General features: G+C 69.3%; 10 protein-coding genes. 7 read left to right on the top strand and 3 right to left on the bottom strand.

The features are described 5' to 3' along the window. Positions 1-177 precede the first annotated feature (177 nt). Positions 178-582 (top strand): SsgA family sporulation/cell division regulator, encoded by a 405-nt coding sequence (locus tag ACIBTM_RS14675; protein ID WP_395877013.1) that lies wholly within the window; start codon positions 178-180, stop codon positions 580-582. Positions 583-686: 104 nt separating this feature from the next. Here the strand turns inward: ACIBTM_RS14675 and ACIBTM_RS14670 are convergent, their stop codons facing one another. Continuing rightward, a complete protein-coding gene (locus ACIBTM_RS14670; RefSeq protein WP_395877012.1) occupies positions 687-1,784 on the bottom strand; it encodes a S1 family peptidase in 1,098 nt (365 codons plus the stop codon). A gap of 473 nt (positions 1,785-2,257) precedes the next feature. Here ACIBTM_RS14670 and ACIBTM_RS14665 point away from each other — a divergent pair, with 473 nt between their 5' ends. The 6 genes from ACIBTM_RS14665 (at position 2,258) to ACIBTM_RS14640 (ending at position 9,501) form a co-directional block, all read left to right on the top strand. Then, on the top strand, positions 2,258-5,197 hold the full coding sequence (locus ACIBTM_RS14665) for an ATP-binding protein (protein WP_395877011.1): 2,940 nt from the start codon (positions 2,258-2,260) through the stop codon (positions 5,195-5,197). Between the two features lie 179 nt (positions 5,198-5,376). Then, positions 5,377-6,228, top strand: a complete 852-nt coding sequence (locus tag ACIBTM_RS14660) for an ESX secretion-associated protein EspG (protein ID WP_395877010.1) — start codon at positions 5,377-5,379, stop codon at positions 6,226-6,228. A gap of 30 nt (positions 6,229-6,258) precedes the next feature. Further along, a complete protein-coding gene (locus ACIBTM_RS14655; protein ID WP_395877009.1) occupies positions 6,259-6,675 on the top strand; it encodes a hypothetical protein in 417 nt (138 codons plus the stop codon). Between the two features lie 11 nt (positions 6,676-6,686). Then, on the top strand, positions 6,687-8,654 hold the full coding sequence (locus ACIBTM_RS14650) for a hypothetical protein (RefSeq protein WP_395877008.1): 1,968 nt from the start codon (positions 6,687-6,689) through the stop codon (positions 8,652-8,654). Continuing rightward, on the top strand, positions 8,651-8,980 hold the full coding sequence (locus tag ACIBTM_RS14645; protein ID WP_395877007.1) for a type VII secretion target: 330 nt from the start codon (positions 8,651-8,653) through the stop codon (positions 8,978-8,980). The genes ACIBTM_RS14650 and ACIBTM_RS14645 overlap by 4 nt, the downstream gene beginning before the upstream one ends. Beyond that, positions 8,977-9,501 carry a YbaB/EbfC family nucleoid-associated protein gene (locus ACIBTM_RS14640; RefSeq protein WP_395877006.1) on the top strand — a complete coding sequence of 175 codons (525 nt, stop codon included), beginning with the start codon at positions 8,977-8,979 and terminating at the stop codon, positions 9,499-9,501. The genes ACIBTM_RS14645 and ACIBTM_RS14640 overlap by 4 nt, the downstream gene beginning before the upstream one ends. A gap of 187 nt (positions 9,502-9,688) precedes the next feature. On the opposite strand, the gene ACIBTM_RS14635 is transcribed toward ACIBTM_RS14640, so the two are convergent. Beyond that, complete coding sequence (locus ACIBTM_RS14635) at positions 9,689-10,825, bottom strand: diguanylate cyclase (RefSeq protein WP_395877005.1); 1,137 nt, start codon at positions 10,823-10,825, stop codon at positions 9,689-9,691. A 293-nt stretch (positions 10,826-11,118) separates the two neighbouring features. Further along, on the bottom strand, positions 11,119-12,378 hold the full coding sequence (locus ACIBTM_RS14630; protein ID WP_395877004.1) for an MFS transporter: 1,260 nt from the start codon (positions 12,376-12,378) through the stop codon (positions 11,119-11,121). Positions 12,379-12,435 lie beyond the last annotated feature (57 nt).

The following is a 12,435-nucleotide window of genomic DNA, read 5'->3' as shown; positions in this document are numbered from 1 at the left end:
CACCACGGGTGTCGGCCCGAACGCAAGGGGTCTGTGCCGGGCGTTACACCACTATGGACAGATGCAGCCGATAGCGTGAACGTGGCGACATTCGCGTCATCCGGCCCGTGTCCGGCCATCTCCTCCCCGAGACGAAAAGTTCGCGCCGCGCGAACCACGAGCACCTGAGGAGTGGCCGTGCACACTGACGCAATTCACCAGAGCCAGTTCGTTCTGCTGAACAACAGCAGCACGCCCGTTCTCTCCCGCCTGTCCTTCCACGCCGGCGAACCCTTCGCGGTCACCGTGGCGTTCCGGACCGAGCGCGGCCGGTGGGTCGAGTGGACCTTCGCGCGTGAGCTGCTCGTCACCGGACTCACCGACCCGGCCGGCCTCGGCGACGTCCGCGTCCGCCCCGACCTCTCGGAGGACGAGGCGATGCTGACGCTGGAAATCGAGTCACCCGACGGCTATGCGTCGTTCGAGCTGGAGCGCGAGGACGTGGAGACGTTCCTCGAGTCCACTTACGAGCTGGTCCCGCTCGGTTCCGAGAGCGAGCACTTCGACGTCGAGGCGCTCATCGAGGAGATCAGCAACGTCTGAAGACTTTCCCGCGGCACGAAAACGAAGGGCGGCCCGAGTGCGCTGGAGGCACTCGGTCCGCCCTTCGTCCTGTGTTCACGGTCCCCGGAGACCGGGGGCTGAGGTCAGCCGAGAACCAGGGAGGTCCCGGTCGCGGACAACGCCGGCCGGACCGGGAAGAAGTACGTCACCGTGCTGTTGCCGCCGGACAGCATGCCCTGGGCCTGGTTGCCCGCGATGAACGAACCGCCGGAGTCGCCCGCCTGCGAGCGGACGTTGGTGGCGGTCATGCCGTAGACGGTGCCTTCGGCGTAGCGGACGGTCTGGTTCTTGGCGCCGACGGTGCCGCAGGTCCAGCCGGTGGTCGAACCCGACTTGCAGACCGAAGCGCCGGTGGCGGCCACGGTCGAGCCGCTCACCCGGGTGCCGTTGTTGATGATGCCGCGCGGCGTCCAGTTGCTGTTGACCCGGACGTGGCCGTAGTCGTTGGTCGGGAAGCTGACGCGGGCGAACGAGCCCATCGCGACCCGGTTGGAGCCGGTCACCGTGCCCGGGCCGCAGTGTCCGGCGGTGAGGAAGCCGCCGTTGACCGAGAAGCCGATCGAGCACCGCGAAGAGCTGTTGATGTAGTAGGCGTCCCCGCCGCGGACGTCGTATTTCAGGGTCGGCACCGAAGTGGTCTCGACCACTGCGACGGCGGTCTTGTCCACCTTGGCCTTCTCCAGATACGAGTCGACGACGCCGCTCTTGCCCGGCAGGACGTTCACCGTCACCCGGTTGGTCTTGGTGTCCACACCCCAGCCGGTGATCGCGCCGTCCGCCGCGCGCTCACTCGCGTTCAGTTTGTCCACAGTGGAATCGAGCTGGGTGGCCGAGAAGCGGACCAGTTCGGCTTCCGCGCCACTGGCGAGGACCTGGCCGAGTTTCGCCGCGTCCGTGACGCCGACGCGGAGCTTGCCGGTGGCCTCGTTGTAGCTCGCGCCGCCGAAGCTGCCGGCGAGTGCCGAGGCGAGTACCTGTTCGAGCGAGCCGGCGGCGGTCTCGCTCTGGATCCGGGCGAGTGCCTGATCGGCGGTCAGGCCGAGGTCCCGTTGCAGGGCGGGAACCATCTCGGCGTTGAGCAGGTTGTCCGAGGACGCCGCCGCGGTGGTGGTGCCCGTGACGAGCGTGCCGGTGGCCAGTGCTGCCGTGGCGGCCACACCGAGGAGCTTCGTGATCTTCATGCTTCTCCCTCGTCATCACGCACGGCTCCGGTTCGCCATGCGATAGCCCTCCCCTGAAGGGTGAGGGTTCTGGACTCCGACGAAGCTCGCAATCCGGGTCGGCGCGGGATAGGTATACCCATTCTTCGGGAACCGAATCCCCTGCTCCACGGGCGGGCCACGTAGAGCGGGCACCCGGACGGACACGTCCGTAAGTAGGGTTTCGAGCGAATACCTTGCGTAGTCATTGCCATCCCCTGAACGTGGGATGAATCGCCGAATCGGGTTTGTCGCCGACGTTTCGGGTGCCTGGTGATTTTCCAACCGATGATCCGTCAGCCAACCGGTGACGCTGCGTCCCCGAACGGCCTCAATGGGTGCCCGGGGTGTCCGTGTTGGGTGGTTTACGACCCGGTAGGCAGTGCTTAGGCTCCGCAGGACAACGCACAAGATCGTGTCGGGCTCAGCGGGAACTCCCCACCGAGGAGCGCATGATGTGGCTTGCCACCCCTCGCCCGACCTCGGTTTCGGTCCGTGCCGGATCGACGGCATTGGTGGGCCGCGACGTCGAGGTCTCGGCGATCGTGAAGATCCTGCTGCGCCGTCCCGCAGCCGTGCTGATCGAAGGCGAACCCGGGATGGGCCGCAGCAGGCTGCTCGAAGAGCTGGCCGGGCGTCGCGAGTTCGCGTCCTCCCGGGTGCTCTCGGGTGCCTGCCAGCCGATGCGCGAACCGTTCCCGTTCGGGCCGGTGCTCGAAGCGCTGCGGTCGGCGGGCGACCGGCCGCTCGGTCCGCTCAGCCCGGTGGCCGGGGTACTGAGACCCTTGCTGCCCGAACTGGCGGAAAGCCTTCCGCCCCAACCGGAACCGCTCGCCGACCCGTGCGCCGAACGCCACCGCCAGTTCCGCGCCGTCCGTGAACTCCTGATCGCCTGCGGGCCCGCGCTCGTCCTGATCGACGACCTCCAGTGGGCCGACGAAGGCACCCGTGACCTCTTGCGGTTCCTCGCCGCCGCGATGCCCGCCGAGCTGGCCCTCGTCGCGGCCTACCGGACCGGTTCCCCCTCCGGACCCGGTGCCGGCATCCCGTTCCGCACCCCGCCGAACGTCCAGACCGCCCGCGTGACGCTGGGCCCGCTCGACCTCGACGCCGTCGGAAAGCTCGCGGAGGAACTGCTGGACCTGCCGAGGGTTTCCGCGCCGTTCACCGCGAAGCTCCACGAAAGCACCGCCGGGATCCCGTTCGTGGTCGAGGAGACCCTGCGGGCGCTGCGGGACGCGGCGGGGCGGCTGCCGATCGGCGAAGTGCTGGGCGACCGGCTGCTGGAAAGCCTCGAAGTCCCGATCTCCCTGCGCGAAGCCATCACCGAACGGCTCGACGCGCTGCCCGGACCCGCCGTCCGGCTCGCCCGCGCGGCGGCGGTGCTCGCCGTCCCCTCCGAACCGGCGGTGATCGGCGAACTCGCCTGCCTCGACGGCGACGCCCTCCGCACCGCCCTGTTGTCCACTTTGGACGGCGGCGTCCTCGGCGAACTCGGCGGCGACCGCTACGGGTTCCGGCATCCCTTGGCCCGCAAGGCCGTCTACGACACGATCAGCGGTCCGGAGCGGACTCTGCTGCATTCGCGCGCCATCAAGGTGCTCGCCGAGCAGCCCGCCCCGCCGCTGACGCTGCTGGCGAACCATTCGCGCGCGGCGGGGCGGACCGGGCAATGGCGCCACTACGCCGAAGCCGCCGCCGACGAGGCCATCGCCCACGGTGACACCTCACGCGCCATCGACCTGCTCCAGTCCGTGCTGGCCGAGGCGGGGCTCGGCGAGGACGACATCGCCCGGCTGGCCACGAAACTCAGCCAGGTCGCGCTGCGCGGGTTCCGCCCGGACGTCATCGAGACGCTGGAGCGGATCCTGGAAGACCTCACCGACCTGCGCCCGAGCGTGCGCGGGACGATCCGGCTCAGCCTCGGGATGCTGCTGGTCCGCACGATCGGGCGGCTCGGCCGCGGCCGGGTCGAGGTGGAGCGGGCGATCACCGAACTGGCCGACGAGCCGGAACTGGCCGCGCGCGGGATCAACCTGCTCGCCCAGCCGATCGACGGGCTGACCCCGTTGTCCTGGCACGAGGTCTGGATGGGCCGGGCCCGCGAGGTCTTCGACCGCATCGAAGACCCGGAGCTGCGGCTCGCGCTGCTCGGCGACCGGATCGCCACCCAGGCGCATATCGGCGACGGATCGGCCTGGACCGAGTTCACCGGACTGGCCGACCAAGGCGGCGGAGTCGCCGAACGGGTCCAGCTGGCGCGGCTGTGGTGCAACCTCGCCGACGCGCAGTCCTGGGCAGGCCATCTGGCCAGGGCGGAAAAGCTGGTCACGGAAGGGATCCGCCGCGCGACCGACGCCGGCGCGCTCTACGCCGCGGGCCTCGCGCAGGGCACCAAGGTCCGGCTCGACTGGGTGCGCGGCGACTGGTCCGGGCTCGCGGAGGCCACCGAACAGCTCCGCGACGGCTACCCCGATCTGGGCCCGATCGTCATGGAGTGCTCGCTCGTCCTCGGCGGGCTGGCCGCCGTGCGCGGGGAATTCGCCGCCGCGCAACGACATCTGGCCACGGCGAGCGTGCACGCCCCGGAACACGGGCCCATCCCGGTCGTCCTTTCGGCGGCGGGCGTCCTGATCCGGGTGCTCCTCGCGACGGACGACGTCGACGGCGCGTGCGCGGCGGCCGACAACGCCGTCGCGGCGGCCCGGCGCAAGGGTGTCTGGGTGTGGGCGGCGGCGCTGGTCCCCGCCGCGGCCGAGGCCTACACCCGGGCCGGGCGCTGGTCTGAGGCGGATGCCGTGGTCGAGGAGTTCGCCCGCGGCGTCGACGGCAAGGATTCGCCGGTCTCCCGGGTCGCGCTGCTCGCCGGCCGGGCGATCCTGCTCGACGCTCGCGGCAAACATCCCGCCGCGGCAACGGTTTTCGACGAGGCCGCGGCCGGATACGAAGCCCTGCCGATGCCGTATCAGGCCATCGGCGCCCGCGAGCGGGCGGCGCTGTGCCGGCTGACCGCGGGCCGTCTCGACGCGGGCCGCCTCACCGCGGGCGACCGCAAGGCGATCGAGGAGCTCGCGGCGGCCGCGGAAGCCTACGAGCGGCTCGGCGCGACCAGGGACGCCGGCCGGTGCCGCCACCTGCTGCGGGAACACGGCGCGTGGGCGCCCTCGCAGCGTGGGCGGCGTGGCTACGGCCAGGAGCTTTCGCCCCGCGAACTGGAGGTCGCGCGCATGCTTTCCGACGGCCGGACGAACCGGGAGATAGCGGACGGATTGTTCCTTTCCCCGCGCACCGTGGAACAGCACGTCGCCAAGGTCCTGCGGAAACTCGGGGCCCGTTCGAGGACGGACGTGGCCCGCCGGATGACGACTTACGCGCCCGCCGCCGTCGACCGGTAACGTGGCGGTGAACGACCGTTATTCCTTTAGGGGCAAGAAAAGTGCCCGATCGGGCACGGTGATCCATTCCATCGTGTTCGGCCGTGTACGTATGGTTCCGTAGGTTCATGCGCTGTGCTAGTTTGTTTTGGCCATTAACAAAGTCGGGGCCCGACCCCGTGAGGGAGTAGCGCAGAAGCATGGCTGAGCGAGCCGATTTCGCGCTGGGGACGGTCGAGGCGACAGTGGTCGGGCGGGCGCTTGGCGTCGATGCCCGCCTGTTTCCGTTGCGCGTGCAGAACACTTCGATCGACCCGGACCGGTACGCCGCGATCATCCGGAAGGTCTACACCGATCTCGAACAGCGCCGCCTGTCGGTCGACGGCGAGCTGAACAAGGCCGTCCGCACCGCGTTCGCACTGCTCGGGAACCACCGGATCACCGTTTCGATCAACGGTATCGACGGCATCGGCCAGGACATCGCCGTCCTCGCGCTCACCGACGGCAGGCAGGCGCTCGGCATCACGCAGGCCCACGGCGAAGACCTCCTGCAGTTCGCGCTCTTCGACGACGAGGAGCTGGTCGAGGTCCTCTCCGGGGTACTGCCGCGGATGCGCCCCGCGTCGACCGGCCGCCGCACGCTCGTGCAGAAGGAGGAGCGCGCCGTCTCCGCGATGGCCGCGCGCCGCCAGGCCGAAGCCGAGTTCGACGAGGAAGAGACCGACGCGTTCGGCAACCTCCAGTTCACCGGCGTCGTCCGCGCCCGGCCGGAAGCCGCGGCACCGCGCAACGACGAGAGCGACGTCGAGGTCTTGGAGAAGGTGCTGTCCGGGACCCGGCTCGGCGGCGGGTACATCATCGTGAGCGGGATCGGCCGCCGCGGCGAACGGCTCCGGTCGACACCGTTGAGCTGGCTCGACACCGAAGACGGCCGGTACCTGATCCGGACCGAGACCGACGAAGCCTCCGGCGCCGTGATCGGCCACTACGACCCGGCCAGTCAATCGGGCGTGGCGAACGCGATCCGCGAAGCCATCGCTGACATCTACTGACCTTCCTGAACCCGGCGAGAGGAGCCTCCGTTGACCGAGGAAGCACACGAACTGCAGCCGACGGAAGCGTGGGCCCCCACGAAGGTCGCGCTCTCGGGCACGCAGCTGAAGCGCATGGCGGTGCAAGGCGGCTTCGCCGTCGACGAAACCACCGGCCAGGAGATGATCCGTTCGCTCCAGGGTGTGATCGACAGCCTCGAAGAGCGCTGGAGCGCGCTGACCAAGCTGCAGAAGTCGCCGCCGATGAGCTCCACCGCGACCGCCCGCTGGGTGTCCGAACACATGCACGGCACCGCGACGGACGCGCAAGGTCTGCTCACCCAGCTCCAGGCCGCTCGCGCCGAGTTCCCCACCTACATCGAGGCGATCGAACTCGCCCAGCGGAACTACCGGGAACGCGACACGCAGAACCAGCGTGACCTGAAGCGGATCGACACCGAGATCTGAAGGAGAGACCTGTGACCGAATCCGAGGAGAAGACGGCGAAGGTCTCCGACCCGAACTCGCCCGATTACGACAAGCTCGACCCGAACTACGACCCCACGGCCGACTCGTCGTCCGACTACTACGTCGGACCGCTGGCGGACGAAGCCGCCTCCGGCGACGAGATCCGGGCCGGTGCCTCGGCCGGTACGGACCTTCTCTTCAACATCCTCGGCTGGGGTGACAAGGCGCTCAACGGCTTCAAGGACATCTTCACGCAGAAGATGTACGAGGGACAGCTGGAGAAGGCGCGCGAGGGTCTCGACAAGAACCTGGACATCCGCAAACCCGGCGAGCCGCCGTCCACGATCTGGGCGAACGCCACCCACGAACAGATGCAGACCGCGATCGCGGACAACGCGGATCCGGCCGCGGTGGCCGAGACCTCCGAGGAGTGGGTCCGGGCGGGCAACGACCTGGCCTCGCATCAGCGCAACCTGGCGAAGGCGATCAGCGCGAGCACGGCCAACTGGGAGGGCGAGGGCGGCGACGCGGCCCGCGAGCACCTCGCCGGTGTCGGCAAATGGCTCGGCTCGACCGCGAACGGCGCGACGCTGGCCGGACGGCAGCAGCAGATCCACTCGCAGACGCTCAACGAGACGCAGAAGCAGATGGCGGCGAACCCGCCGGTGGCGTTCAACGTGCAGGAGGCCAACGCCAACCTGCAGAAGATCACCGACCCGTACGTGTACATGGCACAGCTCGGGAAGGACCTCTCCACCTTCAAGCAGCAGCAGGACGCGCGCGACCAGGCCGCGAAGGTGATGACCGACTTCGACACCACGGTCGGCTCGGCGATCGCCACCCCGGCGTTCCCCGCTCCGCCGAAGCTGGCGACGGCGACCAGGCAGCTGCAGGGCAGCCCCGCCGGCGGTGGCGCGGGTTCGCCCGCCGGCACGCTTCGCGACCGGATGTCGCCCGAAGGCGCCGACGGCACCCCGTTCAACGCGGTCTCGGACCGTACGCGTCCGGACGGCCTCGTCGCTTCGATGGACGGGACGCCGCAGGGTGGGGCCGGTGGACCCGGCAGTGTGTCGCCGTTCAACTCGCCGAACGGCGGACCGGGCGGCGGCCCCGGTGGCAGCCCCAGCGGCGGTCCTGGTGGCGGTCCCGGTGGCTTCCCGGGCGGTGGTGGTCCTGGCGGCGGTCCCGGCTCCAGCCCGACCATGCCCAACATCAACATCCCGAACGGGCCGACCGGCGGCGAGACCTACAAGCCCGCCGCGTCGACGGGTCCCAACCTGCCGAACATGCCCAAGATCGACGACAGCACGCGCACCACGGGCTACACGCCTCCGTCCGTTTCGCCGCCGTCGTTCACCCCGCCGAACATCCCGATCCCGGAGAGCAGTGGCCCGCGGCCCGGTGGCGGTCTTCCCTTCACACCCCCGAACATCCCCATCCCGAACGGGCCCAACAGCAGCGGGCCGAAGCCGGTCATGCCGAACATCCCGCCGATCCCGCGTGGTGGCATCGGCGAGCGGCTCACCGGCCCCTCGTTCCCCGACGGCAACCCGTACAAGGGCACGCCGTACAACGCGCCCAAGCTCGGCATGCCGAACATCCCCGGCGGTGGCGGCACCGGCGGGACCAGTGGTTTCGGCGGCGGCGGTACCGGTGCGGGAGGTGCCGGCGGCGGCGGTCTCGGCGGCGCCGGACGGGCGACCGGCTCGCTCGGCATGGGCGGCGCCGTCGGCGCGGGCGCGATGGACGCCGAGGCGGCCGCGGCCCGTGCGGCGGGCTCCGGCGGCAAACCGGGTACCCCCGGCGGCATGGGCCCGATGGGCGGGATGGCTCCCGGTGCCGGCAAGGGACAGGGCCAGGACGACAAGGAGCACAAGGTCGCCGACTACGTCGAATCCGACGACCCGTCCTTCTTCGCCGCCGACGAGGTCGTGGCGCCGCCGGTGATCGGCGACTGGAAGAACAAGGACTGGAAGTGACGGCTTCGTTCGAGGTCGATCCGGACGACCTGACCGCGCACGCGAGCCATCTCGACGGGCTCGTGGACCGGCTGAACACCGCGCACGCCGCGACCGGTTCGGCGATGTCGGCGGACGCGTACGGCCTGCTGTGCGCGTTCCTGCCGCCGATCGTCAATCCGGCGGGCGAACGCGCGGCGGAGACGATCAAGGCCGCCGCGGAAGGGATACAGTCGACGGCCGACAACGTCCGCACCGCGGCCAAGTCCTATGTAGACGGTGACAAGACCAACGCGGAACCGTTCAAGGCGGACTTCTCGGCCTTGGACATCGGAGGAAAGAAGTGACCGGCGCGAACGAGCTCGGCGAGCTCATGCTGGACCCGGACGAGGTCCAGCGCAAAATGGAGCGATGGGCCGCGGGGCTGGAAGAAAAAGCCCAGCGTTACGCGGCCGCACAGGAGCGGACCGAGCAGCTCCGGCTGACCGCGTCCAGCTCCGACGGCGCCGTGAAGATCACCGTCGGAGCGGACGGCGGCGTGACGGACATCGAGTTCGGGAACAAGGCCAGGACGTACCCGCTGGAGGAGCTGTCGCGGCAGATCCTCCAGACCATGCACCAGGCGCAAGCCGGGATCGCGGGCCAGGTCGCCGAGGTCATGCAGGAATCGCTCGGCGACGAGGACCAGGAGACCAGGGAGCTGATGATCGGCACCCTGCGCAGCCGCTTCCCCGAGATCGAGGAGGAAGAGCCGCCGTCTCCGCCGCCCGCTCCCCCGGCGTCCGCGTCCGACGCTCCGCCTCCGCCGCAGGCCCCTCGCGAACGGCGTCACGAAGCGCCGGACGACGAGGAGAACTCACCCTGGTGAGCCCTTCCGGTCACAGCGGCTGCGCATGAAGGCCACCTTTGGGACGTTGGATGTCTCAAGGGTGGCCTTCAGGACATCGCTTCTGTCCAGGACAGGGGCGCGTCCGTGTCGCGAAAGCCACTTTCGGGACATCAGGCGTCGCGAAAGTGGCTTTCGCGACGCCTGCACGCCACCACTCACGCGGCGGTCAGGCGGCCGCGAGCGAGACGACGCGGTTCCGCCCGCTGTTCTTCGCCTGGTAGAGCGCGGAGTCGGCGACGTGCAGCAGCCGTTCCAGCACGGTCCCGCCGGACGGGTAGACCGCGACGCCGATCGACACCGAAAGCCCCCGCACGACCCGAGGCCCTGAAGCGGTCGCGACCTCGACCTCGATCGCCATCACCGCCTGGCGGACCCGCTCGGCCACGGGGAGCACCTCGGTCTCCGTCGCCCCGGGAAGCAGCACGACGAACTCCTCGCCACCGAAGCGGCCGACGGAGTCGTAGTCGCGTACGTGCTCGGAGATCGTCTTCGCGACGACCTTGAGCACGACGTCCCCCGCGAGATGCCCGTAGACGTCGTTGACCTGCTTGAAATGGTCGAGGTCGAGCATCAGCACCCCGAGTTTGCTCTTCGCCCGCGCCGCCAGCGAAAGCTCCCGTTCGCCCAGGGCGTGCCACGCGTGCGCGTTCAGGACGCCGGTCTTGCCGTCGATGTTCGCCGCGATCTCCAGCTGCCGCACCAGCACGCTGCGGTGCAGCACCAGCACCGGGAGCAGCACGAACGGGACCAGCGCGGGCGCGTGCACGATGCCCAGCGCGGTCGACGTCCCGAGCACCAGGGTGGTGACTTCCAGCAGGTTGTCGTCACCGGTACCGAACAGCGACCGCAGTGACCTGGCCCCGGTGTGCAGGTAGACCGACAGCGCCACGATGAACGCGTTGGCCACCGTGAACACGGCCGCCGCCTCGACGATCTTCAGCGAGCCCGCGAACCCGACGGGCAGTCCGTTCCAGCCGGAGACGATGGCCCCCGAAGCCAGGCAGGAGATCACGATCGCCGCCGCGCAGTACACGACGCGATAGGCCGGGCGGTGGCTCATCCCCCGCCAAACCCGGAACCAAAGATGCAGGTAGATGAGCAATCCGAGGACGGGCGCGAGCCCGGACGGCAGGACGAGCACCCCCGCGAACGTCCACACCGAAGTCATGTTGATATGCGGCCGGTCGCAAAGCGTGCGCCGCAACCGTTCCACCGAACGCGACAGCTCGGCCTGCAGGACAGCGAGGCCGAGCAGTGATCCAAATCGGACGAATTCCGTAGTCTCGTAGTTCGATCGGAGCAAGGCGATTACGGCGACTGCCGCCGCAAGACCTTCCACCACAAGAAAAACCGCGGGAACACCGCGTGGTCCGGACCATAATTCCCAGCGTCGGACCTTGGCTCTCAGACGTGTACCGGCCCCTTCTCCGGCGAGTTCCGCATCCCCCATAATCATCGTCACCGGTCCCCCTTCCGTACACATTTCAATGTATCCGAGGTAGTACTGAGGGTGGCTCGAGTCAATTCCGGAACACACAGATGGAGCAGTGGGAGGGAGGACCATCATGAACGGTCGCGAGGACTGATCCCACCAATTCAGCCGGTTCGGCTCCCGGCCGGGAGCCATACATCGGGGCCGGTGGCGATGGCGCGTTTCCAGGCCATCGCCATCGGTCCCGCCGTGACGACGGCCACCGTCGCGGCCACTCCGACGGCCACGAACGGACCGGTCAACTGGGCGAGACCGCCCGCGAGCATGATCCCGATTCCTTGCACGGTCACCAAACTCGTCGAGGTCAGCCCCATCACCTGCGCCCGGACGCCGTCCGGCACCGCGCGGGCCATCAACGCGACGGCCTGCAGGTGGTACGGCGCCGCGAAGGCACCGCTGAGCCCGATCAGCGCGAGGCAGACGGGCAACGAAGGACGAAAGAGGACGAACACCAAAGGAACGACGGATGCGATGGCGAGAATGCCGACGATTCGCGTTTTCCGTCGAGCGGGAACCCATTTCGTGAAGATCCACGAACCTATTACCGAACCGATCGGATCCGCCGCGAGAATAAGACCGACCGCGAAACTGCCCGCCCCGAGCCCGACGGCCAGCGGCGCCGCGAGCCCTTCCGGCGCGATGGCGAACCCGGCGAGCATCTTCAACCCGAACAGCACCCGGATTCCCTTGCCCTGCCACAGTTCCCTGGCGCCTTCACCACTGAAAGCCCGCGCCACCCGGCTTTTCACCGAAGATTCCGTGGCGGCGGGCCCTCGGCGGCGCACCCCGACGGACACGAGCGACGCCGAGACCACAAAGGTCACCGCGTCGATCACCAGTCCCCAGTAGGGCGTCACGAACCCGATCACCAGTCCGCCACCGCCGAATCCGGCCAGCTGTGCCGTTTGGATGGTGATCGTCCGGACCGCGAGCCCGGCGACGTAGGAGTCGCCTTCGAGAACGTCCGGGAGCAACGCGAGCTGCGCCGCCCGGAACGGGCCGCCCGCCGTCGTCAGGATCACCAGCAGTCCGGCCAGGACCGGCAGCGGCACCCCCGCGGCCATCGACGCCGCGATCGCCGCGCGCAGCAGATCGCAGACGATCATCACCGTCCGCCGCGAATACCGGTCCGCCAAACCGGCGAACAGGGTGCCGCCGATCAGTGTCGGCAGATACGTCAGGCCGTAGGTGAGCCCGGTCAGCCCGGCCGACGCCGTTCTTTCCCAGACCAGCACCGACAACGCGACCCTCGCCAGCTGGTCACCGGCCTGCGAAAGCGCCTCCGCCGCCCACAACGCACGGAACTCGCCGACCGCGAAAGCGGCCTTGAACGCGGTGCCCCGAGCGGAATCCCCCTTCTCCATGAGCCCCTCCCCTTGGCTCACGGTAGTCGATCACTTCCGCAGTGTCAGCGGCCATCC

Origin of the sequence: Amycolatopsis sp. NPDC049868 (assembly GCF_044461365.1) — a bacterium.
Lineage (GTDB): Bacteria > Actinomycetota > Actinomycetes > Mycobacteriales > Pseudonocardiaceae > Amycolatopsis.
Note: the sequence above shows the minus strand (reverse complement) of the source record. Positions and strands in the feature narration are given on the sequence as shown.

Coding starts and splice junctions, on each gene's coding strand:
- ACIBTM_RS14670 (WP_395877012.1), bottom strand. CDS start 1,784: ATGAAGATCACGAAGCTCCTCGGTGTGGCCGCCACGGCAGCACTGGCC.
- ACIBTM_RS14665 (WP_395877011.1), top strand. CDS start 2,258: ATGTGGCTTGCCACCCCTCGCCCGACCTCGGTTTCGGTCCGTGCCGGA.
- ACIBTM_RS14660 (WP_395877010.1), top strand. CDS start 5,377: ATGGCTGAGCGAGCCGATTTCGCGCTGGGGACGGTCGAGGCGACAGTG.
- ACIBTM_RS14630 (WP_395877004.1), bottom strand. CDS start 12,378: ATGGAGAAGGGGGATTCCGCTCGGGGCACCGCGTTCAAGGCCGCTTTC.